25 protein-coding genes are annotated in these 21,246 nt (G+C 42.7%); 9 read left to right on the forward strand and 16 right to left on the reverse strand.

What is annotated here, in order from left to right; translation table 11 throughout:
* The first annotated feature begins 4 nt into the window (after positions 1–4).
* Positions 5–850, forward strand: coding sequence for an aminotransferase class IV (locus ACOOE0_RS13230; protein ID WP_420399377.1), 846 nt, complete (start codon positions 5–7; stop codon positions 848–850).
* Position 851: 1 nt separating this feature from the next.
* Here the strand turns inward: ACOOE0_RS13230 and ACOOE0_RS13235 are convergent, their stop codons facing one another.
* The 5 genes from ACOOE0_RS13235 to ACOOE0_RS13255 all read right to left on the reverse strand — a co-directional run bounded on the left by ACOOE0_RS13235 (position 852) and on the right by ACOOE0_RS13255 (position 5,385).
* A complete protein-coding gene (locus ACOOE0_RS13235; protein ID WP_420399378.1) occupies positions 852–1,412 on the reverse strand; it encodes a YqgE/AlgH family protein in 561 nt (186 codons plus the stop codon).
* A 125-nt stretch (positions 1,413–1,537) separates the two neighbouring features.
* A complete protein-coding gene (locus ACOOE0_RS13240; RefSeq protein ID WP_299381736.1) occupies positions 1,538–1,810 on the reverse strand; it encodes an HU family DNA-binding protein in 273 nt (90 codons plus the stop codon).
* Positions 1,811–1,986: 176 nt separating this feature from the next.
* Positions 1,987–2,952: a methionyl-tRNA formyltransferase gene (gene fmt / locus ACOOE0_RS13245; RefSeq protein ID WP_420399379.1), complete on the reverse strand. Its 966-nt coding sequence runs from the start codon at positions 2,950–2,952 to the stop codon at positions 1,987–1,989.
* Complete coding sequence (locus tag ACOOE0_RS13250) at positions 2,930–4,822, reverse strand: RecQ family ATP-dependent DNA helicase (RefSeq protein WP_420399380.1); 1,893 nt, start codon at positions 4,820–4,822, stop codon at positions 2,930–2,932. Before ACOOE0_RS13250 ends, fmt begins: the two co-directional genes overlap by 23 nt.
* Positions 4,822–5,385, reverse strand: a complete 564-nt coding sequence (locus ACOOE0_RS13255) for an AAA family ATPase (RefSeq protein ID WP_420399381.1) — start codon at positions 5,383–5,385, stop codon at positions 4,822–4,824. The genes ACOOE0_RS13250 and ACOOE0_RS13255 overlap by 1 nt, the downstream gene beginning before the upstream one ends.
* Positions 5,386–5,473: 88 nt before the next feature.
* Between ACOOE0_RS13255 and ACOOE0_RS13260 the strand changes: the two genes are divergently transcribed.
* From ACOOE0_RS13260 to murA, 3 genes are all read left to right on the forward strand, one after another.
* Positions 5,474–5,761 carry a DUF493 family protein gene (locus ACOOE0_RS13260; RefSeq protein WP_420399382.1) on the forward strand — a complete coding sequence of 96 codons (288 nt, stop codon included), beginning with the start codon at positions 5,474–5,476 and terminating at the stop codon, positions 5,759–5,761.
* An 82-nt stretch (positions 5,762–5,843) separates the two neighbouring features.
* Positions 5,844–6,497, forward strand: coding sequence for a DUF4290 domain-containing protein (locus tag ACOOE0_RS13265; protein WP_420399383.1), 654 nt, complete (start codon positions 5,844–5,846; stop codon positions 6,495–6,497).
* Between the two features lie 14 nt (positions 6,498–6,511).
* A complete protein-coding gene (gene murA / locus ACOOE0_RS13270; protein WP_420399384.1) occupies positions 6,512–7,819 on the forward strand; it encodes a UDP-N-acetylglucosamine 1-carboxyvinyltransferase in 1,308 nt (435 codons plus the stop codon).
* Here the strand turns inward: murA and ACOOE0_RS13275 are convergent.
* Entirely contained in the window at positions 7,816–8,679 is an 864-nt protein-coding gene (locus ACOOE0_RS13275) for an AraC family transcriptional regulator (RefSeq protein ID WP_420399385.1), read from the reverse strand. The genes murA and ACOOE0_RS13275 overlap by 4 nt on opposite strands.
* Positions 8,680–8,772: 93 nt before the next feature.
* Here ACOOE0_RS13275 and ACOOE0_RS13280 point away from each other — a divergent pair, with 93 nt between their 5' ends.
* Together ACOOE0_RS13280 and ACOOE0_RS13285 are read left to right on the forward strand one after the other, a co-directional pair.
* Entirely contained in the window at positions 8,773–9,483 is a 711-nt protein-coding gene (locus ACOOE0_RS13280) for a phytanoyl-CoA dioxygenase family protein (RefSeq protein WP_420399386.1), read from the forward strand.
* Between the two features lie 3 nt (positions 9,484–9,486).
* On the forward strand, positions 9,487–10,296 hold the full coding sequence (locus tag ACOOE0_RS13285; protein WP_420399387.1) for a sugar phosphate isomerase/epimerase family protein: 810 nt from the start codon (positions 9,487–9,489) through the stop codon (positions 10,294–10,296).
* Here ACOOE0_RS13285 and ACOOE0_RS13290 read toward each other — a convergent pair.
* The 5 genes from ACOOE0_RS13290 to ACOOE0_RS13310 all read right to left on the reverse strand — a co-directional run bounded on the left by ACOOE0_RS13290 (position 10,293) and on the right by ACOOE0_RS13310 (position 13,076).
* Positions 10,293–10,898 (reverse strand): carboxymuconolactone decarboxylase family protein, encoded by a 606-nt coding sequence (locus tag ACOOE0_RS13290; RefSeq protein WP_420399388.1) that lies wholly within the window; start codon positions 10,896–10,898, stop codon positions 10,293–10,295. The genes ACOOE0_RS13285 and ACOOE0_RS13290 overlap by 4 nt on opposite strands.
* Entirely contained in the window at positions 10,898–11,275 is a 378-nt protein-coding gene (locus tag ACOOE0_RS13295; RefSeq protein WP_420399389.1) for a nuclear transport factor 2 family protein, read from the reverse strand. Before ACOOE0_RS13295 ends, ACOOE0_RS13290 begins: the two co-directional genes overlap by 1 nt.
* A gap of 159 nt (positions 11,276–11,434) precedes the next feature.
* Positions 11,435–12,295: a polysaccharide deacetylase family protein gene (locus ACOOE0_RS13300; protein ID WP_420399390.1), complete on the reverse strand. Its 861-nt coding sequence runs from the start codon at positions 12,293–12,295 to the stop codon at positions 11,435–11,437.
* A gap of 3 nt (positions 12,296–12,298) precedes the next feature.
* Positions 12,299–12,865 carry a YdeI/OmpD-associated family protein gene (locus tag ACOOE0_RS13305; protein WP_420399391.1) on the reverse strand — a complete coding sequence of 189 codons (567 nt, stop codon included), beginning with the start codon at positions 12,863–12,865 and terminating at the stop codon, positions 12,299–12,301.
* A 4-nt stretch (positions 12,866–12,869) separates the two neighbouring features.
* On the reverse strand, positions 12,870–13,076 hold the full coding sequence (locus ACOOE0_RS13310) for a helix-turn-helix transcriptional regulator (RefSeq protein WP_420399392.1): 207 nt from the start codon (positions 13,074–13,076) through the stop codon (positions 12,870–12,872).
* A 167-nt stretch (positions 13,077–13,243) separates the two neighbouring features.
* Between ACOOE0_RS13310 and ACOOE0_RS13315 the strand changes: the two genes are divergently transcribed.
* Positions 13,244–13,417, forward strand: coding sequence for a hypothetical protein (locus tag ACOOE0_RS13315; protein ID WP_420399393.1), 174 nt, complete (start codon positions 13,244–13,246; stop codon positions 13,415–13,417).
* A gap of 195 nt (positions 13,418–13,612) precedes the next feature.
* Here ACOOE0_RS13315 and ACOOE0_RS13320 read toward each other — a convergent pair whose 3' ends face one another.
* The 5 genes from ACOOE0_RS13320 to ACOOE0_RS13340 form a co-directional block, all read right to left on the reverse strand.
* Positions 13,613–14,617 carry a pirin family protein gene (locus ACOOE0_RS13320; protein ID WP_420399394.1) on the reverse strand — a complete coding sequence of 335 codons (1,005 nt, stop codon included), beginning with the start codon at positions 14,615–14,617 and terminating at the stop codon, positions 13,613–13,615.
* A 111-nt stretch (positions 14,618–14,728) separates the two neighbouring features.
* Positions 14,729–15,622 (reverse strand): VOC family protein, encoded by an 894-nt coding sequence (locus tag ACOOE0_RS13325; protein ID WP_420399395.1) that lies wholly within the window; start codon positions 15,620–15,622, stop codon positions 14,729–14,731.
* A gap of 6 nt (positions 15,623–15,628) precedes the next feature.
* Positions 15,629–17,056, reverse strand: a complete 1,428-nt coding sequence (locus tag ACOOE0_RS13330) for an amidohydrolase (RefSeq protein ID WP_420399396.1) — start codon at positions 17,054–17,056, stop codon at positions 15,629–15,631.
* A gap of 110 nt (positions 17,057–17,166) precedes the next feature.
* Positions 17,167–18,474, reverse strand: a complete 1,308-nt coding sequence (locus ACOOE0_RS13335; RefSeq protein ID WP_420399397.1) for a cryptochrome/photolyase family protein — start codon at positions 18,472–18,474, stop codon at positions 17,167–17,169.
* A 53-nt stretch (positions 18,475–18,527) separates the two neighbouring features.
* Entirely contained in the window at positions 18,528–19,025 is a 498-nt protein-coding gene (locus ACOOE0_RS13340) for an SRPBCC family protein (RefSeq protein ID WP_420399398.1), read from the reverse strand.
* A gap of 126 nt (positions 19,026–19,151) precedes the next feature.
* Here ACOOE0_RS13340 and ACOOE0_RS13345 point away from each other — a divergent pair, with 126 nt between their 5' ends.
* Positions 19,152–20,303, forward strand: coding sequence for a T9SS C-terminal target domain-containing protein (locus tag ACOOE0_RS13345; protein WP_420399399.1), 1,152 nt, complete (start codon positions 19,152–19,154; stop codon positions 20,301–20,303).
* Positions 20,304–20,392: 89 nt separating this feature from the next.
* Complete coding sequence (locus tag ACOOE0_RS13350) at positions 20,393–21,238, forward strand: DUF2911 domain-containing protein (RefSeq protein WP_420399400.1); 846 nt, start codon at positions 20,393–20,395, stop codon at positions 21,236–21,238.
* Positions 21,239–21,246 lie beyond the last annotated feature (8 nt).

Consider the following 21,246-nt stretch of genomic DNA (forward strand, 5'->3'; position numbering starts at 1 on the left):
TTTTATGGTCAATTTCAACGGTGCTTTACTGACCAAGGATTCCAATATCCTAACACATTCCAATCGCGGTCTTAAGTTTGGGGATGCCCTTTTTGAAACTGTCCGTTGCGTAAACGGAACCATCTTTTTTTGGGAGGACCATTACTTTAGGCTAATGTCTTCCATGCGGATACTTCGTATGGAAATTCCCATGGAGTTTACCTTGGAGTTTCTTGAGGGGGAGATCAAACGCACGGTTGAAAAAAATGGCTTGGAGGATAGCCCTGCCAGGGTGCGACTCACTGTTTTTAGAAATGATGGTGGATTGTACGAACCTGAAACCCATGAAATATCCTATTTGATTGAAGCGTCGCCCATGGAGTCTCCATTTTATTTGATCAATGAAGGACCTTACGAAGTTGAGTTGTTCAAGGACTATTATGTGAACAAGGATATGCTTTCCAACCTAAAGACCACCAATAAAATATTGAATGTGGTGGCCAGCGTTTTTGCCCAGGAAAATGGATACAACAATTGTCTTCTGATCAATGGGGACAAGCAGGTGGTTGAAGCCATCAATGGAAACCTATTTTTGGTAGTAGGGAACACGATTAAAACTCCGCCTTTGGCCGATGGCTGCTTGGACGGTATCATCCGAAAGAAACTCAATGAAATCATAACTGCCACGGAAGGAATGGATTTCATAGAAGATTCCATCTCGCCCTTTGAACTTCAAAAAGCGGATGAATTGTTTCTTACCAATAGCATCCAGGGAATTGTTTCCATAGGTAAGTACCGAAAAAAGGAATATGGAAATGCTACCGCAAAATCCCTTTTGGGAAAATTAAATGCCAAGGCCAGATTGGGATAATCTAATTTAAAGAGGGATTTTCTGGAGAATTGGACCAGAGGAGATAATCACCGCCTAATTCCACCATTTTTTCCTTCCAAAAAGCATTGGAGGATTTCTCAAGGATACTGCTTTCATATTCGTTTTGGACCACTACCCATGATTTGGAATTCAACTCATGATCCAATTGATGGGAACCCCAACCGGAATAACCCAGAAAGAATCGAATGTCTTGTTCCCCTATAGTTTCGTTGTTGATGAGCTCTACGGTCTTTTCAAAGTTCCCTCCCCAGAAAATACCATCGGAGATTTCAATGCTATCATTAATCAAATGGGGCACCTTGTGAATAAAATAGAGGTTGTCCTGTTCCACGGGTCCACCATTGAATACCTTAAAAGGGATGGTGATTTCAGAAATAAGGTCGCAGATACTGTAATCCAAGGGTTTGTTCAAGATAAAACCCACAGAACCTTCTTGATTGTGTTCCGCCAAAAGCACCACAGATCGGTTGAAGGAGACATCTCCTGTAAGAGCTGGTTCAGCAACCAGCAACCTTCCTTTTATGGGCTTTAGGCTTACCATTTTACTAGGTTCTCATAATTAAATGTAACATAATATCCGTTAAATACAAAAACCTTGGATAGGGACTTAAAACAAAAAAGCACTTCCGTGGGGAAGTGCTTCGTTATATTGTATAACCTATCTAATTAGTTTACAGAGCTGCTCAATTCTGCTCCAGCTTTGAACTTTACAACGTTCTTTGCTGCAATTTGGATAGTTTGTCCAGTTTGTGGATTTCTACCTTCTCTTGCATTTCTCTTGGATACAGACCAAGAACCGAAACCTACCAAAGAAACTCTGTTTCCTTTTTTAAGTGATCCCTCTACGTTCCCCAAGAAAGATTCCAATGCTTTTTTGGCTGCTGCCTTAGTGATGCCAGCATCGGCTGCCATAGCATCGATTAATTCTGTTTTGTTCATAATGGAATTAAATTAATTGTTGTTAAAATAATTTTAATGCTGAACAAATTTATATGGATTTGCCTCAAACGCAAGTAAAACCAAGGGAAAGTGGGCTTTTTGTTGATAACTTGAAACGTTTGTTGATAAAGTCGAATTAAAATTGGGACTTTTGTGAGCCTAGTGTTAATAAGGGTTCAGCGAAGGTGGGCATTTTCAACCAGATTTAGACCATTAAGCACTTCATCGATTTTCATCCTCCTTTTTCCAGGAAGTTGTACTTCCAAAAGATGGAGATAACCTCCTGATGCTGCCACTTTTAACGTCCGTTTTTCCAAGATCAACTTTCCGGTCGGATGGTCGTGATTTACCACCTCCATACGTGTCTTGAAGATTTTGATGGGTTCTTCCTTGCCATGGTTCATCAAATAGCACCAAGCAGCAGGGTAGGGACTAAGTCCACGAATATGATTATGGATATCCTGTAGGGAATGATCCCAGTTGATTTGACAAGTGTTTCGATGGATTTTATGCGCGGACTTAATATCCGTGGCATCTTTTTGAGGAATGCTGGTGACTGTTCCATCTTCAATTTGTTTACAGGTTTCCACAACCAGACCTGCACCCAAATCCATTAAGCGGTCGTGTAAAGCCCCAGCATCATCTTCAGGATAAATCGGTGCTGTTTTTTGAAGGATGATGCTTCCCGTATCAATTTTATCGTCAATAAAGAATGTGGTCACTCCAGTTTCTGTTTCCCCATTAATGATGGCCCAGTTGATGGGAGCTGCGCCACGGTATTGGGGAAGGAGCGAGGCATGAAGGTTAAAGGTTCCATGTTCGGGCATGCGCCAAACTACCTCGGGCAACATTCTAAAGGCCACAACAACCTGCAGGTTGGCTTGAAGTTCCTTGAGTTCTTTCAAGAACGCTTCACTTTTTAGGTTGGTCGGCTGCAGCACCTTAATATGGTGTGCTTTTGCAAATTGTTTCACAGCTGACTCCTGGATTTTCCGCCCTCTTCCTGCTGGCCTATCTGGAGCGGTAATGGCCCCGACCACATTAAAATTGGCTTCCAACAAAGCTTTTAGGCTACCTACGGCAAAGTCAGGGGTGCCCATAAACACAATTCGCAATCTGTTATTTTTCAATTTCGTACTCATTACTTGCATTCAATCGAATCCGTTCGTCTTCCAAAAGATCCTGTAGGGCCTTCAAAATCAGTTTTTCTTCAATGCCCAATACCTGTTCCAGTTGTCTGGATGTTTGTGGTGCGGTCACTAGGATTTTAAAAATACTTTTCTTTAATCCTTCGGAAGGAACCGTATCTTCTAGGGTGCAAATATCGCAAGTACCACACTTTTCGTTGGTCTTTTCCCCAAAATAATTTAGGATGAAAACACTACGGCAAACCCTTGTATTTTGGACATAGTCCAGCATGGCGGCCATATTTTTCTGTTTAACTGCGTTGAAATCCTTTATTTTTTTGGCGAAGGGATTGATTGTCCTGTCATCTTCCCTGGGCACCAAAAACTGGATTTCCAAATCGCTGTTGGAGCTCTGGTATTCGGCAACACCATCGGCCTGCAATTGCTTCAATACCTTTTTGATGGTTTTTTCATTTTCTCCCACTTTTTTGGAGAGCAAGTGAAGGTTTATCTTGGTTTCATGCTCCGTAATTCCCCCGTAGGTACGCAATACGGTTTGAATAATATGGGCAACCTTTGGATTGTCCTGTAAATATTGGAAAATCCCGTTTCTGGAGGCCACAAATTTCAAAGTGGTCTTTTCCGTAAAATTCTCTGATAGGGAAATCACTGAATTTTGATCCAAGATGCGCAGTGCATGATAAGCCATATTGGGCGGGAATCCATAACGCTTACAAAAGGTGTTGAATTTAAAGCTCAACGATTCCAACACCGATTCCCCGTAGGAAATCTGAAAGAAATTGTTGAGTTGAACATAGAGTTGTTTTACAAAAGCCACATCGGGCAAGGAGGACAAAAATTGTTGCTTTGCACGGTCAGCATCCTCCAGCGAAGTTACGATCAAGGCCGATGATGGTTTCCCATCCCTTCCAGCTCTTCCTGCCTCTTGAAAATAACTTTCCAAACTATCCGGAATTTGGTAATGGATCACCCATCGTACATCGGGTTTGTCCACCCCCATACCAAAGGCATTGGTAGCCACAATACAGCTCACATTTCCGTTGAGCCATTGCTGTAGCTTCTCTTCTTTATCTCGTTTGGAGATACCTCCGTGGAAAAAGGTAGATTTAACCCCATTCTTATTCAAGAATTCGGATAAGGAAACGGTCATTTTCCTTGAACGCGCATACACAATGGAGCTCCCTCTAAATTGGGTCAGAATCTTTTTGAGTTGATAGTTCTTGTCTTCTGTATGCTTTACCCTAAAGCTGATGTTGGAACGGGAGAAAGAGTCTTTGAATACTTGGGGCTTTTCCAATTGTAGGTTTTCCAAGATATCCTGCACCACTTTTGGGGTTGCGGTAGCTGTTAAGGCAATTGTTGGCGTTTCGGGGGTTAAATCCTTTAAAACGGAGCATTCCAAATAGGCAGGCCTAAAGTCGTTGCCCCATTGTGATATACAATGTGCTTCATCAATAGCGACAAGATTCACGTTCATTTCCCGAATCCGCTCTTGAACCGTGGATTGCTGCAATCGTTCAGGGGAGAGATAGAGGAACTTGTAATTGCCATAAACACAATTGTCCAAAAGGTCATTGAGTTCAGAAAAAGGGATTCCGCCTGTTAGCGCTATAGCTTTGATATTTTTCTGTTTGAGCTGCTGTACTTGATCTTGGATAAGCGCCACCAACGGGGACACCACAATGCAGATACCTTCCATGGCCAATGCCGGCACCTGATAGCAAATGGACTTGCCACCTCCTGTAGGCATCAAGGCCAACACATCTTTTTTGGCCAGAACGCTCTCAATGATTTGGCTTTGGGAACCTCTAAAATCTTCGTGCCCCCAATATTCCCTTAAAACGGATTTCGCATCTTTTTGCACTAAGTGGATTTCAAGTTATCCAAGATAAAATCAACACGGGCATTAACGGGATCCTTTGGAACCAGAATGGGGTTATACCCAAATCTAGTGTAGGTATCCATCAAGGCATCGTGGATTTTTTCAGCCTCCTCATAGGTTTCCAATCGCTCATTGTCCGAAATATAAATTTCTTTCCACGGGGGAACTATAAAAATGGCATCGTAGAGGTGATTTTCGCAAGCATCCGTAAACTCTTTATCATAGGACTGGTCAAAAAAGTCCATGTAGGCCAGTACATCTGGAATCCCACGATCAAAAAAACTAATGGGGACTTTCATGTCCAAAGAGTCAATATAGTGCTTGGTTCTTCCATAAAGTAAGTCTTTGTTGAACTGCAATGCATCGTCCACGAATACCAAGGGGTTGGACACAAAAGAATCGGGTTCACCTTCCATTTTGGCGTTGGAGGTCATATCCCTTATGATTTCATGAAAACAGTGATGACCCTGGTCTTCCAGGCCATTGATGATGGACGTTTTTCCGGTGCCAGGTGCTCCGGTAATAACAACTTTATGGTTCTTCAATCAGATAATTTTATCAACACAAAGTAATGAAATCGGACTAAGGAAAAAAAATTGCATGCGAAGCCATATCTTTGTAAAAACTTGCAGCATGGAGAAGGAGAAATCCGAGGAGTTTTATTCACGTCTAAAGGAACAATTGTTGGAAAACAGCAGTTGGCCATCCAAGTACCTCTATAAGTTTATTGTGCCCACGGACGAGGATAAAATAGAGCAGATAAATGCCATATTTGATAATACAGGAGCGGTGATTGAATCCAAGAAATCCAAAAAAGGGACTTACACCAGTATCTCCGTTACGGTACAGTTGGAAAGTCCTGATGCTGTGATTGCCAAGTACAAGGAAGTTTCCCAAGTAGAGGGTGTAATATCACTTTAGGCCAAATTGCCATAATTTTTAGTATTTTGCGGACGTTATAGGAAAGACTTCCCGTTAGTTAACTTCATTAAACCTATTTAATTTGAATTCAGTAGACAACTTAGAATATAATACGGAGCGTCCAAAGCTTCACATCCCTGAGTATGGGCGTCATTTTCAGAAAATGGTGGATCATGCCGTTTCCATTGCAGATCGTGAGGAGCGAAACAAAGTGGCCAAGTCCATTATAAGCGTAATGGGCAATTTGCAACCGCATTTGCGCGACGTACCCGATTTTCAGCACAAACTCTGGGATCAACTTTTTATCATGTCCGATTTTAAACTGGACGTGGATTCACCTTTTCCAATTACTTCCCAAGAGACTTTGCAACAGCGACCAGAACCACTGGAATACCCTCAAAATCACCCCAAGTATCGTTTTTATGGCAACAACATCAAGCGTATGATTGATGTGGCCATTAAATGGGAAAAAGGGGATATGCGTTCAGGTTTGGAATATGCCATTGCCAACCACATGAAAAAATGTTACCTCAATTGGAACAAGGACACAGTGGAAGATCAGGCCATCTTTGCACACTTGAAAGAATTGAGTGACGGCCAAATTGATTTGGCTCCGCATGGTGAAAACCTTACCGATAGCGGTCAGTTCCTTAAAAACCGTTTGGCCAAGTCCAATAGGAATGGCGGAAGCAACAAAAAGGGACAAAGAAATAACAGAGGCAAAAAACGGTATTAATTCCTTAGGTATCCATGGGAACATTTCGAATAGAGGGTGGACACCAATTGCATGGTGAAATTACACCCCAAGGGGCAAAGAACGAAGCACTTCAGATTCTTTGTGCAGTCTTGCTTTCACCAGAAAGAATCACCATCAATAACATTCCTGACATCGTAGATGTCAACAAGCTTATTGCCTTATTGGAAGACCTTGGTGTCAAAATCCAAAAAAAGGGAAAGGGCAGTTATACTTTCAAGGCTGACGATATCAATCTAGAATATCTACAAACGGACCAGTTTAAGCAGGATGGACGGGGTTTACGAGGTTCCATTATGCTGGTTGGCCCCCTTTTGGCCCGTTTTGGAAAAGGGTATATCCCAAAACCGGGAGGGGATAAGATAGGACGTAGACGCTTGGATACCCACTTTGAAGGTTTTATAAAACTGGGGGCTAAGTTCCGATACAACCGAGAGGAATATTTCTATGGGGTAGAGACTGATAAGCTCAAAGGAACCTATATGCTCTTGGATGAAGCTTCTGTTACGGGAACGGCCAATATTGTAATGGCCGCGGTACTTGCAGAAGGAACAACCACCATATACAACGCAGCTTGTGAACCTTATTTACAGCAGTTGTGTAAGATGCTCAACCGTATGGGAGCCAAGATTTCTGGAATCGGCTCTAACCTTTTGACCATTGAAGGTGTTGAGGAATTGGGAGGAACAGAGCATACCATGCTTCCAGATATGATTGAGATTGGTAGCTGGATTGGCCTTGCCGCCATGACCCGAAGCGAATTGACCATCAAGAATGTGAGCTGGGACGATTTGGGACAGATTCCAAACGCTTTCCAAAAATTGGGGATCCAGTTGGAGCGCAGGGGAGATGATATCTATATTCCCAAGCACGAAAATGGTTACCAAGTACAGAGTTATATTGATGGGTCCATTTTGACCATTGCGGATGCACCATGGCCAGGATTGACGCCCGACTTGTTGAGTATTTTGTTGGTTGTGGCCATCCAAGCCAAAGGCGAGGTGGTTATCCATCAAAAAATGTTTGAAAGCCGCTTGTTCTTTGTGGATAGATTGTTGGACATGGGAGCCAAGATCATTCTTTGTGATCCGCACAGGGCCACAGTTATTGGACATGACTTTAAATCCACCCTGAAGGCCACCAATATGGTTTCGCCGGATATTCGCGCAGGAGTTTCCCTCTTGATAGCAGCCTTGTCTGCCAAGGGAACCTCCACCATCAACAACATTGAGCAGATAGACCGAGGTTACGAGAACATAGACGAACGTTTACGCGCCATTGGAGCAAAGATTGTTAGGGTCTAAGTCTGTTTAACCTGAGCTCTATATGTTTTGGGTGACATTCCAGTGTACTTCTTGAAAGTAGTTGCAAAATATTGGGATGTACTGAATCCTAAATTGTAGGCTACTTCTGTTATGGAATTGTTTTTTAGCAGATCTTCTTTGGCTCGTTCAATTTTTAATCGGTTGATGTAGGCTTTGGGAGGAGCTCCAAAATGTTGTTTGAACCAACTTTTAAAGTAGGCGGTTGAGAAATTCACCAATTCTGCCAACTCATCCACATAGATAATCCGGTGCAAGTTTTTGGCAATAAAATCGTCAATAATCTTAACTCTTTCCGAAGGAACCACAATCTGTGCGGTCTGGGATAATTCAAGAGTTTCCAATAGCAACTGAACCAATAATTGGTTTGTGGTGAGTTGGTTTACAATGGTTTGTTCTGATTCCAATTGGTCAACCAGTTTTTGCAAATGGGACTTTAGAACCAGTGCCCCTTTAAAGATGTATCCAGCCCTTTCTTGAAGTGCAGAAACAAGATATTCTGATTGCTCTTTGGGTAGATAGCAAAGTTGCCCTTTGGTATGATCTAGATGAACCTGAAGCCAATATAATTCTCCGATATCTTCTGGATAAACCCCAGAGCTATGATCCTGGTTGGGTGGCACAATAAGGATGTCGTTGCCTCTGAGTTTTAGCAAGTTCTCCCCCAATTCATAGTACTGCTGCCCGCGAATACAAAAACAAATTTCCATAACATCCTGGTGCTGGTGTGCTTCCAGTATAGGTTCCACCTTGCGATAGTGGTAATGTCCAAAATCCACAAACCTCGGATAGCCCAAGTTCGGCAGGTGAAACACTCTACGCTGTTTTGTTTGATTTTGCATGTATTTGTATAAAAAAATAAGGTCATACGAATTTAGAAGACTTTTTTCAGAAATCCCATTTAATTTGAATCGTCAACTATAAACCATAAACCAATGAAAGAGTTGTTTTTAAAACAAGGCTATGCCAAACTAGACCGTCTGATACCAAACTCAGAGGTGGAGAATCTAAGGGCCTTGTACGATAATCTACTTCAGGATAAGGAGCGCACCTTGGGATTGCGAAGTGATTTGGGCGGAGGAGAAGGAGGTACTGTGGAAAGAATCACCCAGATTATGCGTCCCAGTCTGGTCGAACCCAAACTCTCTGAAACTATTTCCTATCAACTGGCATTGGATCATGTAAAAGATATGTTGGGGGAGGATATGGAGCTTGATTTTGATATGCTCATCAACAAAGCACCCCACACCAATGCCCCGACACCTTGGCATCAGGATGCCGCCTATTGGATCAAGATGCCCGACAAACGATCGGCCAGTTGTTGGATCGCTTTGGATGAGGTTTATGAAGAAAACGGCTGTATGTGGTTCATTCCTAAGGAGGGAGATAGCATTCTACCCCATAAGCATTATACAGAAGGTGGTGCCTTGCATTGCGAAACAGACGGAAAGAACGCCGAATGTACTCCCTTAAAACCTGGAGGCTGTACGTTTCATGATGGTTTTACCCTCCATTTTAGCAAAGGCAATACCACAGATTCGCATAGGCGAGCATTAATTCTTAATTTCAGGCCAAAGGCGATGATCCGGTTGGAGCGGGAGCAAGGTGTGGATCATACCGGGGAACGAAAAGTTCGGAACAAATAGTCTATGGTAATAAAATGGATATGTCCAAGATGGGGGAGTGCCCACTTGGATTGGAAAGTATTTTTGGGCAAAGTCAAGGAACAAGGCTATCACGGGGTGGAAATAGATTTGCCATTTGGTCAGGAAAAAAAAGAAATCGCGGCCATGTTAAGGGATTTTGAACTAGACTTTGTGGGGCAGCATTGGCAGACCCAAGAAGTAGATCTTGCAAAACACAAGGAGGAGTACAAACGGCATTTGCTCAATTTAGCCGAGGAAAAGCCTTTGCTGATCAATTCACATACAGGGCGAGACTTCTTTTCTTTTAAGCAGAATTTGGAGTTGATCAAACTTGCACAAGATGTCGAAGAAGAAACGGGTGTCCCCGTTGCCCATGAGACGCATAGGTCGCGATTTCCCTTTGCAGCTCATGTTTGTAAGCAATATTTGCATGAAGTTCCGTCTTTAAAGCTTACCTCAGATCTTTCCCATTGGTGCTGTGTGGCGGAAACCCTATTGGACAACCAGCAAGAAGCAGTGGATTTGGCCATAAAACATACGTATCACATTCATGCCAGGGTGGGATCTACCCAAAGTCCGCAGGTGATTGACCCTAGGGTTGATACCTATAAAGAAGAATTAGCCCAATTTAAAAACTGGTGGAAGGCTATGTTGAACAATGCTCAAGCGACTGGAAGACCCTATATCACCATAGCTCCTGAATACGGCCCATTGCCCTATGCCTTGCAACACCCCCAAACAGGCAACTTGTTGGGCAATCAATGGGAAATCAACCAATTTATCCGAAAGGAAATCGAAGATTTATGGAATTAGTTATGACTCCAATTGTTGGGGTCATCGCTGTCGTTGGGAGACAGCCCCAAGATATCCCCTTCAGTATCCACCCCCAGTCCGACCACGCTTCGGTTTACGTAATTGAAATAACTGACCACTTGATTGACTTCCAGGATTTCACCTTCGGTGAAGCCCACTTCTCGTAAGCCTTCAATGTCTTCCTTGGTGATATCTGCGTGGTTCAGGGTAAGCTTTTTGGCATACCTGCTACCCGCATAAAATTTGCTGGAAAAGAAGTCCGATAGGGTGTTCTTTAGGACAGTTTCTTTAAAAGTGTCTGCTCTGGAATCATCACCCAACAATCTTTTAAAACCCTCAAAATGATGCTGAAAGCAATAATCACATTGGTTAAGATGGCTCACATACGTGCCCAAAGCTTCCAAATACCATTTGGGCAGGGTGTTGTTGGAATTATGGAGCACATTTTTATAGAGCGCCATGTGGCCCACCAAGGTGTGTGGCCGTAAACTGTGGATGAGCAAAACGTTGTCCACATTGTTGTTGGGCCCTTTTACGCGGTCATAAATTCGTTTAAGTTCCTTATTGGCTTCCTCGTAGCCGATAACTTTGATCCAGCTCATTAATACATGGTGTTGGGGTTGGCGGATTCTTTTGGAATTTGCTGGATGGCATCCCAATGCTCACAGATTTTTCCATTTTCATCAAATCGGAAAAAGTCCATGGTCACGTATTGGTCGTTGTCTGGCCATGTTTGGTGGGTGTGCAAGGCCACCAAATTGCCTTCGGCAATGCAGCGCACAAATTCAATGGATTTCTCAGGATACTCAGCCTGCATCCGTTCAAAATAGTTGATAAACCCTTGGGTGCCATCGGCCACATCTGGGTTGTGTTGGATGTATTCTTTACCGATATACTTTTCAACTGCCCCTTTTGGGTCGCCCAAATATGCTGTCTTGTAAAAGGCAATGGCTTTTTGTTTGTTTTGTTCCAGGTTCATGTTTGTTATGTTTAGTTATCGTCAGTTCGAGTAGGTTTTCGATAGAAAACCATATCGAGAACTCATTTCAGAGCAAATCCCTAATTCTCGATACAAATTTTATTCTTTTCAATCATAAAATTTACTCGAATTGACGGGACTTGTTAAATGTATGGCAACTTAAAAAATACGCTTAATATCCGTCCAATTGATTAATTGAATGTCATCCCGCTTTACTTGAGCCTTGGCAAAATCGCTAGTAAAAAAATCAAAATCTATCTGTCGCCATTCCGAACCAAAGTTGGGATGGTTCACCGTAACCCCCTGCATCTCCTGTTCGTCAAAAGCTGGATGAATCAAGATGACATTGAAACCCTCCACCAAGTCATCAAACACACCCGCGTAATAGTCCCATAATACGCCCTTTTCAAAATACGAAATATCCCCAATGTGGACTTTGTCCACTGGAATGGCCTCGGGTTTTATCGGATTACTTTCATCCAGGCCCACCATATCAGATAACTCTCGACTACGCTGTACAGGAAGCTTGTAACGTCGTCCCAGTTCCTTATAGACTTCAAACAAATCGGGGCGACTTCCCACGCTGTACATGTGCGAATCCAAATGGGAAGGGGAGAGACCATACGCCAGGAACTTTTCAATTTGGGCAGTGAGTTCCTTGCGGACATCTTCGGCCGTGGTATGTTCCCGAACTTGTTCCCTCTTTTTATAGAAATGCCCATTGGAGTCTACCAGGGAAGGTACTTCAGAAACGGGCAACACGGGGCCAAACTTATAGTTTTCCCATTCGCAAGTAAGGGTAAGGTGCACCCCATGGTCAAACTGAAGATTTTGTTTTGTCCACTGCGCCATTTCGTAAAACCAAGGGCAGGGCACCATTAGGCTACAGGAGTTGACAATACCATTTTGCAAAGATTGCATGGTGGCCATATTCTCTGAATGGGAGAGTCCAGCATCATCGGCATGGATCATTAGAAGTTTGGTGTTGGCTGGGTAGCCGAGTTTTTGTGCTAGGTTCATTCTCTAATAGTATTTTTCGATTCCACCAAATCCCCTGACCAGTTTGTTCTCCCTGGTTTTGGCGATAAAATTTTGCAATCGCTTCTCAAATTCGTCCGGTCTTTTTCTGGCACTTTCTATATAAGCGATACGTATGCGTTTATAGGACTCGGAAAAATTTTGGTAATTGACCCAAGCAAGCTTGTCCGTTTTAATTTTGGCTAAAAGATCTTCTGGAAACACAAAAGTCTGGGCAACCACGGCTTGCATATCCGACTTTATTGATGGATGAACCAAATCCTCTTTCAAAAGCCACATCAAACGTTCCTTGTTGGGTTGCGAAAAGCTGGATTTTGCCCTTCTTTTACAGAAACGTTGAATGGTGGTTTCGGGGTTTAACGATTTTACTGTGCTGTCAATCCAGCCAAAACACAAAGCTTCTTCCACTGCATCGTTATAGGAAATTCGAGCTTTCCCGCTCTGCTTTTTTGGATATTCCAGCCAAATATCATCCACTTTATCAAAGTTGGCCTCCAACCATTTGCGCCATGTCTTTCTATCTGTAAAGTATTTTGTCTTGAGGGTCTCCATGAGCTTATTTGGAAGAAACAAGCAGAGTTCTCACATCAACATCCAAAGCTTTGGCAATTTGAAATAAGTTTTCAACACGTGGTTGCATATCGTTTCTGCACCATTTGGAAATGGTTGTCCTATTCATCCCCAATTCATTTGCAAGCCAGTTATTCGTCCTGCCCTGTTCCGCCAGAACCGCTTTAATGCGATTGTAAACCTCTTTTTCCATCTGATTCTCTATAGGATACAACCAAATATAGAATCTTTCAAATAGTAGCTTTAAGCTAAATTTTATGCTTTTATATATTTTAATGAATATTTTATATACCTTAGTGATGCGTTAAAAGCATCAAATCAGCCTTTAAAAACATTTTATGAACATTTTGAATTTTAATTATGAGCAAAAAAATGACCAAGGCCGATTTGGAGGCCCTTGTTGAAGCACAACAGAAAAACCTAAATTCCCTACATGGGCTTTTTATGTCCCTAAGACATCAGAATGAAATCTTATACCATACCAATGTAAAGTTAAGGGAGGAGGTTTTGGAGTTGAAGGAGAAACTTGAATAGTTGCGGTTAGAAATAAATTTATGTCTATTGTAATAAAACAAGTACTTAAGTGCTGTCAGGTCGAGCGCAGTCGAGACCTACTTGAAAAAGCCAAGATTTAATTGCTTCTCGACTGCGCTCGAAGTGACAAAAGGCGCAATTGCGAAATTGCAAGTCAAAAACAAACCCTGCTGCACGAAACTCACCCAAGTGGAATTAATCTTTCTCCACCAAACTTCCATCTGGATATTGCGCAAACCGTCCTTTATCCTGATCATGCACATTATCGGGGTAGGGCCAAGGCCAGCCACCAAACTGGGTCAGACGGTATTCTTCCATGGCCTGTTGGATCTCCTCTTCGGTGTTCATTACAAAGGGGCCATACTTGGCCACGGGCTCATCTATAGGTTGCCCTTGTAGCATTAAAAAATGGGCTTTTTCAGAACCGATTTTGATGGTCACTTCTTGAAATGGATCTAATGCAATTCCAAAATTGGGATTCACCTTTCGGTCACCAATATAAATTTCGGAACCTTCATAAAAATACAATGTCCGTGTGGCCAAGGAGCTAATTTTAGGCAAGGTATATTCCGTTTTAGCATCCACATGAATGTTCCAAATGGCCACTTGATGCTCGTTTTTGGCCGCCCATGAATTAGGAGCGGGGTCATTGGCCTGGGTGCCCTTGTAATTTCCCGCAATCACCTTTATTTGGGCGTTGTCCTCATCAATTACGGGAATATCTTCGTGCCAGAGCATTTTAAAATGAGGTTCCACAAACTTATCGGCCTTGGGCAGGTTCAACCAGATTTGGAACAACTCCAGTGGATTGTCCTTGTCGGTGTTGAGCAAAGGGAACATTTCGGAATGTTGCACGCCTCGGCCTGCCGTCATCCACTGCACATCGCCTTGACCAAAGCGGCCAGCTGCACCTAGGGAGTCGGAATGATCGCAGAAGCCTTTGTTGACTATGGTGATGGTCTCAAATCCGCGATGGGGGTGGTACGGAAAACCTGGAATGGTCTGCCCGTGGTACATACGCCATCCATCTTTAGTGGTAAAATCATTACCGATGTTACGGCCTTCCAACAGTTTTGGATCCGGGCCCAATTCTCCGTTACCCTTTGGGTAATGATCCAAGTGGTACACGCAGAATAAAAATGGGTCTTGGGTCTGCCAAGGGAAGCCCAAGGGGAAAGTTTGTAATATAGGATCTGGCATAGCTTTTTTATTTTGTTGTTGCTGAGATCTTTCACTTGCGTTCAAGAAGACAGCTAGGATTAGTTCTCGACTCCGCTCGAACTGACATCTGATTAAATTTCTGACCTAAATTTAATCATGTTTTGCGTCATTGATTTCAATCCAATAGCCCTCAGGGTCTTGGATGTATATTTGAAGAACGCCATCCGTACGATGATCGCTAATGCGTCCCTCTTTTCCCTTCCAGTCATAAAAGGGCACTTCTTTTTCATTTAAATGCGTTATGAGGTCTTCCAATTTTTGGGTAGACAGGCATAGGTGCAAGCTCTTGTCCCTTTCAAAATCCTTGAAATCTTCCTGAATCAAATGTAATTGGGTATGGCCTGCGATTCTAAACCAACGGCGATTGGGATTGTTTCCAGGAAACGGAATTTCTTCCAGATTTAGAACGTCCCGATAATAATCGCCCATTGCCCCAATGTCCTTAACGGGGATAGCCTTATGGTCAAACTTAAAGTCAAAGCCCGCTTTGGGAGCTGCCTTGAACTGGGTTTTTAGATACATCTGTTTCCACTCGCCATTTTCATAACTCCCAACCATATAATTATAGGTGTTGTCATCCACATATTCCCAATAATCGGTCACTACAGATTGCCCATAAGCATAGGTGTAGATTAAATCTTTGCCTTTGGAGACAACGGTACCTTCGGTAACTCCCCCAAAAACATCAAATTCCCAGAACTTTATTGTTCCAGAATCTTTGTCGTATTTGCGGATGCCATGATTTCTAGGCCCATAGGTAGTCCGTTCTTGGTTGGTATGCCCATCGGCCTCTGCAATTACAAGTACGTTGTTTATATCGTATCTATACGTGATGTCCTGTTTAAAGACAGAGCCATCGCCCCAGTTTCCTTCTGCGCTCCAAGTTTTTCCGATTAAGGGGTCAAACATGGATAAGGGGTTGTCCTGACCTTGCAAGTGCATTAAGCCTGCGAAAAGCAGGCTTAAAACTGTTAGTTTTTTCATTTAGGTTTAATTACTTCCAATTGGGGGAGGGCCGTCAATCATCGCCTCATAAACTTCGTCCCCTTTTCGGGTTTTAAATTCTTCCTTGACCTTGGCTACCAACTTTGGATTTTCAAATAAATCCGCCATGGTCATAGCCATAGCTTTGGAGGCGTAGATCATCCCTTTATGCCCAATGCTCATTCCTCCACAGGCCACAACGGCCCAAGAGTGCCAAGGGGTATCCTTTGGAGCTGTGGTAACACTTAGATTGATGTTAGGCACATTCCAACTGACATCCGCCACATCTGTAGAACCCCCACCGGGATTCTTTTCCGTTTCCCTCAAAGGTTCAATTTTGCTGTCCATTCCCACCTCAGGTTTTCCAGTGACCTTTTGAATGCCTTTACCAAAGGCAACTTCTGAATCGGTATAGGTAATAGGACCCAACAACTCCAAGTTTTTTTGCATTATTTCTCCTCCCGTACGATTCACAAGCATCTCATAGATACCTGAAACCAAGGAGATTTTGTAATCCACATTGGCCATGATAGCGGCACCTTCGGCCATTTTTTTCACATGCTCGTAGGTAGGCAACATAATTTTTCTCTTGGGATCTCGCACCCGAACCCACAATTTTGAATAATCAGGAACAACGTTTACCACCTCACCACCATTTTGAATGTGATAATGGATTCTGGAAGTGGGTCGTATATGTTCCCTGTAGAAGTTAATTCCAGTGGTGTACAATTCCAAGGCATCTGACGCGCTGCGTCCGTTCCAGGGATCAGCAGAAGCATGGGCAGCCTGACCATAGAATTCCACGATAAAATCAATTAAGGACAATCCGCTTTGCACATCTGCTTCGGTATTGGCTCCCGGGTGCCAGCTGACATTTACATCCACATCGTCCCAGATCCCAGCTTCTACCATCCAGACTTTGGCAAAATATTTCTCTTCGGCCGGAGTCCCCATAAACTTTACGGTTCCTTTGAGCTTACCGGATTTAATCTGTTCCTTGATGGCAATGGCAGCTCCCAAACTTGCAGCTCCAAATAGGTTATGTCCGCATCCATGACCTGGTGCCCCATCTTCCAACGGGTCTTTGGTTGGAACTGTTTTTTGGGAAAGCCCGGGAAGGGCATCAAATTCACCCAATACACTGATGACCGGTTTACCAGAACCATAGGTGGCCGTAAAGGCCGTTGGGATATCCGCCACACCGCGGGTAACATTCAGCCCATTTTTTTCGGCATATGAGGCAAGTACCTCTGCGGATTTAGATTCGTTAAAGGCCGTCTCCGCATATTCCCAAATGGAATCACTAAGCTTGATAAGATTTTCCTTATGGTTTTCCACCGATGCGACAATTGCCTTCTTGGTGGAGTTCATTTTTTGTGCTCCCAAACTCATCGAGAATAAACCAAGGAGTAGGAGGGTTGAAAATTGTTTCATTATCTAGATATTTGAATTAGTCTCTGATGTAGGATTTTGTCAACAGAAATAGTTTGGGACGGGGAAATGATTCTGCTGATAAAATGAAAACTAAAAATACTGAAAATGCATCAACCCACCGCTGCTTTGTAGACTTTTAGACAACGCTCCCTGGCCATTTGATGATTCACCATTTCTGGAGGATAGCTAAGTTCCTGAAATTCAGGCACCCATTTGTTGATATATTCTCCTTGGGCATCAAATTTACTGAGCTGACTTGTGGGATTGAAAATGCGGAAGTAGGGAGCGGCATCAACCCCAGATCCAGCGGCCCATTGCCAATTGCCCACATTACTGGCCAATTCATAGTCCAATAGTTTAAGCGCAAAATAGGCCTCTCCCCAGCGCCAGTCAATCAACAGGTGCTTGCACAGAAAACTGGCCACCACCATCCGTACCCTATTGTGCATATATCCTGTGGTGTTCAGTTGCCTCATACCGGCATCAACCAGAACAAACCCAGTTTTTCCTGTTTTCCAAAGGTTAAACTCGGCTTCGTTGTTTCGCCAGGAGATATTGTCATATTTGGGTTTAAAGGCTTGGGTGATGGTATGTGGAAAGTGCCATAAAATCTGCATAAAAAACTCACGCCAGATAAGTTCACTCAAAAAGGTCTTGTTTTCCGACTTTACGGCTTTTTGAACTACCTCTCGAATGGATATGGTACCAAACCTAAGATGGGGTCCAAGTCGGGAAGTCCCTTTATCCATGGATGGAATGTTTCGGGTTTCCTCGTAGTGGTTAATTATATCCTCATCCAGATTAAAATCCGCTACTTGTATTTTGGAACGTTCAAAACCAAGGGCGTCCAAATCAAGGAACGGCAGTTCTTCCGATCCATAAAACTTGTGAAAATTGTCTGAATCGTACTTTTTTAAATGTACAGATGGATTGAAAAGGGCCATCCATTGTTTTTTGTAAGGCGTATACACTTTGTAGGGAAGTCCACCCCCATTCAGGATTTCATCCTTTTCAAAAATGACCTGATCCTTGTAGGTTTTGAATGCTACCTGATGTCGATTTAGTAAGTCCTTAATTTCCTGATCCCGTTTTATGGCATATGGCTCGTAGTCATGATTGGTGAATACTGAGCTCACAGAGTATTTTTTGAGTAGTTCGCCAAAAACTTCAATGGGTTTACCATGGTAAACGCCTATGGCGCTGTTATGATGATTATTCAACTCACTATTAAGTCGGCGCAATTGGTCGTGAATGAAGGTCACACGGGCATCGGCCTTAGGTAACCTATCCAAGATTTCTGTGTCAAAAATAAAAATGGGCAATACACGCAAACCGCTTTCAAGCGCATGATATAAGCCTGTGTTGTCTACAAGGCGTAGGTCACGCCTAAACCAAAATATGGCAATGGACTCACTCATTTTTCCGAATTAACAATTGGTTGGTTTAGCTATAAATCTTTCGGGCTAAAGTGCTAAACAGTTTTTAAAACCAAGAATTGGTCGTCGGTTTGGGGTTCACCGAATAAATTTTCCAGCTTTTGCTTACGATATTCAAAAATCTGGTTCAGTTGCCGTTTGATAAATAGGAAATGCAACAATTCACCAAAAGGGCCAAAAGGCAGACCGTAATCCACAACATCTTCCATGATCACACCATTCCCGTGTTCTTTGATAAAATGTTTGTGATGCCAAAAGGCATAAGGCCCATGGCGTTGCTCATCCACAAAATAATGGCCATGTTCCATATGGGTAATTTCAGTTATCCATCGCACTTTAAAAAAGGGAAAAGGCCTTACAGTATATGAAATAATTTGACCTGGAAACATGGGTCTATCAGCACCTGAAAGAATCTTGAATTCCATGTGTGCTGGGGTAATGGTACTAAGATTTTCAGGATTGGAAAGAAATTCCCAAGCTTCCATCAAGCTGATGGGAAGAAACTGTTTTGTGTGGAGCCTATGTAGTTGCATAATATCAAAGATACTAAAAATGTTTAACATGATAACAAAAAAGTTAAACAAAACAATAATTGGATTGATTAACAGCTTATTAGACCAAAATTGTAACTTGGAACCTATAATTACAGGTTGATTGCTATGAAATGTTTATATCAAATACTTTTATCGTCCTTGCTGGTGTCCGTAGCACATGGACAAATTAGTTTTGAGAAGATTGCGGATTTACCTGGGACCATCAACGAGACTTCCGGACTTATATATTTTGATGGCAAATTGATTAGCCATAATGATTCCGGTAACGATGCGGCACTTTATGAACTTGATCCAGCTGATGGTTCGATTGTTAGGACGGTAGCCTTGGCCAATGCTACCAACATAGATTGGGAAGACTTGGCCCAGGATTCAAATTACATCTATATAGGGGATTTTGGAAATAGCAAAGGAGATCGAACCGATTTGACAATCTATAGAATTGCAAAGTCCGATTACCTAGCCTCAAACACGGTGTTTGCAGAGGAAATACACTTTTCCTATGGGGATCAAACCAGTTTTACCTCAGATTCTTTTAGCAATTGGGATGCGGAAGCCATGGTTAATTTTAATGGCAGTCTGATTGTCTTTACCAAACAATGGAAGGATTTGGGTACTGTTGCTTATCGGATTCCCACCACCCCAGGAACCTATAATGCAATCCGTTTGGACAGTTATCAAGTGGATGGATTGATTACGGGAGCTACCTATGATGCTGACACAGAGCAGCTCGTTTTGGTGGGATATTCACAACTATTGATGCCGTTCTTGGTACAAGTGGAACAACCCCAAGAAGCTACTATCTTTTCGGGGACAATAGCCCAGACGCCACTGGATTTAGGTTTCAATCAAATAGAGGGGGTGACGCAGTTTAACAATACCTATTATTTAAGTTCCGAAGAATTCAAAAGGCGCATTCCATCCATTTCAGTGCCGTCCAGTCTATTTTCATTGACTTTTTCTGAAGCACCAACTCCAGATCCAGATCCCAATCCTGAATCACCTAGCGGGGGTGAAGGGGAACAAGACCTTATCCTGTATCAGCCCATGGGCACTTTGACCCTTGACTATAATTTTAACGAAGGAACGGACCTCTTTGGGTATGCCATATTTGATGTTGGCGGAAAGAGGATTTTGGTCCATGATTTCAACTCCAATCCTCAGGGCTCCATTGACACCTCTTTTTTGCAGCCCTCCATTTACTTCATATCCTTCCACCTTAGGAGCGGGAGAATTGCGAAACCCTTTATCATAAAATAGTCAGATTTCTTTTATAGATTTCTTAACAAGCCCTACCTACCTTAATATTTAGCTTTGTTATACTAACGAATCTAAAACACTATTTAAAAATGAAAAAATTAGCATTATTTGTATTTGTAGCACTCCTAACGGTTTCCATGGAAGCACAGATAGACACTCCTGCACCAAGTCCAAGTTCTGTACTTGAGCAAAAAGTAGGTTTAACAGATGTTACTGTGGATTATTCCAGACCATCCATGAGGGGAAGAACCATTTATGGGGATTTGGTACCCTATGATAAATTATGGAGAACAGGGGCCAACGCATATACCACGATCAGTTTTAGTACCGACGTAACCATTGCCGAGCAGGAAGTAAAGGCAGGGACCTATTCCATTTTCACAAAACCTGGTGCCGAAAACTGGGAGGTATTCTTTTATACTGATACCCAAGGGGGAGGTACTCCGCAAGATTGGGATGATAACAAGGTTGTGGCCAAAGCTACGGTTCCCGTTTATAAAATGCCCATGGCTGTTGAAACCTTTACCATCAGTATTGATGATCTAAAAACTACAAGTGCGAACCTTGGTTTTATTTGGGAAAACACTTATGTAGCCGTTCCTTTTGGAGTTCCTGCTGATGCTACCGTAATGAAATCCATCGAAAACACTTTGGCCGGTCCAAGCGCACGTGATTATTATGTTTCTGCAGTATACTACTTCAGTGAAGGGAAAGACATCAACAAAGCTAAAGAGTGGATGGAAAAAGCTATATCCATGACTGATGAGCCAAGATTCTGGCAATTGCGTCAGCAGTCATTGATCTATGCCAAGGCTGGAGATAAAAAAGCAGCTATTGAAACTGCCAAAAAATCATTGGCCAAGTCTGAAGAGGCAGGAAATGATGATTATGTCAAAATGAACAAGGATTCCTTAAAGGAATGGGGAGCACTTTAGTAGTTTAC

The organism is Flagellimonas sp., assembly GCF_965215805.1.
GTDB lineage: Bacteria > Bacteroidota > Bacteroidia > Flavobacteriales > Flavobacteriaceae > Flagellimonas.

Bases quoted from the DNA above. Each gene is read 5' to 3' on its own strand.
- ACOOE0_RS13230 (WP_420399377.1), top strand. From the start codon at position 5: ATGGTCAATTTCAACGGTGCTTTACTGACCAAGGATTCCAATATCCTA.
- ACOOE0_RS13235 (WP_420399378.1), bottom strand. From the start codon at position 1,412: ATGGTAAGCCTAAAGCCCATAAAAGGAAGGTTGCTGGTTGCTGAACCA.
- ACOOE0_RS13240 (WP_299381736.1), bottom strand. From the start codon at position 1,810: ATGAACAAAACAGAATTAATCGATGCTATGGCAGCCGATGCTGGCATC.
- fmt (WP_420399379.1), bottom strand. From the start codon at position 2,952: ATGAGTACGAAATTGAAAAATAACAGATTGCGAATTGTGTTTATGGGC.
- ACOOE0_RS13260 (WP_420399382.1), top strand. From the start codon at position 5,474: ATGGAGAAGGAGAAATCCGAGGAGTTTTATTCACGTCTAAAGGAACAA.
- murA (WP_420399384.1), top strand. From the start codon at position 6,512: ATGGGAACATTTCGAATAGAGGGTGGACACCAATTGCATGGTGAAATT.
- ACOOE0_RS13275 (WP_420399385.1), bottom strand. From the start codon at position 8,679: ATGCAAAATCAAACAAAACAGCGTAGAGTGTTTCACCTGCCGAACTTG.
- ACOOE0_RS13280 (WP_420399386.1), top strand. From the start codon at position 8,773: ATGAAAGAGTTGTTTTTAAAACAAGGCTATGCCAAACTAGACCGTCTG.
- ACOOE0_RS13285 (WP_420399387.1), top strand. From the start codon at position 9,487: ATGGTAATAAAATGGATATGTCCAAGATGGGGGAGTGCCCACTTGGAT.
- ACOOE0_RS13290 (WP_420399388.1), bottom strand. From the start codon at position 10,898: ATGAGCTGGATCAAAGTTATCGGCTACGAGGAAGCCAATAAGGAACTT.
- ACOOE0_RS13295 (WP_420399389.1), bottom strand. From the start codon at position 11,275: ATGAACCTGGAACAAAACAAACAAAAAGCCATTGCCTTTTACAAGACA.
- ACOOE0_RS13300 (WP_420399390.1), bottom strand. From the start codon at position 12,295: ATGAACCTAGCACAAAAACTCGGCTACCCAGCCAACACCAAACTTCTA.
- ACOOE0_RS13305 (WP_420399391.1), bottom strand. From the start codon at position 12,865: ATGGAGACCCTCAAGACAAAATACTTTACAGATAGAAAGACATGGCGC.
- ACOOE0_RS13310 (WP_420399392.1), bottom strand. From the start codon at position 13,076: ATGGAAAAAGAGGTTTACAATCGCATTAAAGCGGTTCTGGCGGAACAG.
- ACOOE0_RS13315 (WP_420399393.1), top strand. From the start codon at position 13,244: ATGAGCAAAAAAATGACCAAGGCCGATTTGGAGGCCCTTGTTGAAGCA.
- ACOOE0_RS13320 (WP_420399394.1), bottom strand. From the start codon at position 14,617: ATGCCAGATCCTATATTACAAACTTTCCCCTTGGGCTTCCCTTGGCAG.
- ACOOE0_RS13325 (WP_420399395.1), bottom strand. From the start codon at position 15,622: ATGAAAAAACTAACAGTTTTAAGCCTGCTTTTCGCAGGCTTAATGCAC.
- ACOOE0_RS13330 (WP_420399396.1), bottom strand. From the start codon at position 17,056: ATGAAACAATTTTCAACCCTCCTACTCCTTGGTTTATTCTCGATGAGT.
- ACOOE0_RS13335 (WP_420399397.1), bottom strand. From the start codon at position 18,474: ATGAGTGAGTCCATTGCCATATTTTGGTTTAGGCGTGACCTACGCCTT.
- ACOOE0_RS13340 (WP_420399398.1), bottom strand. From the start codon at position 19,025: ATGCAACTACATAGGCTCCACACAAAACAGTTTCTTCCCATCAGCTTG.
- ACOOE0_RS13345 (WP_420399399.1), top strand. From the start codon at position 19,152: ATGAAATGTTTATATCAAATACTTTTATCGTCCTTGCTGGTGTCCGTA.
- ACOOE0_RS13350 (WP_420399400.1), top strand. From the start codon at position 20,393: ATGAAAAAATTAGCATTATTTGTATTTGTAGCACTCCTAACGGTTTCC.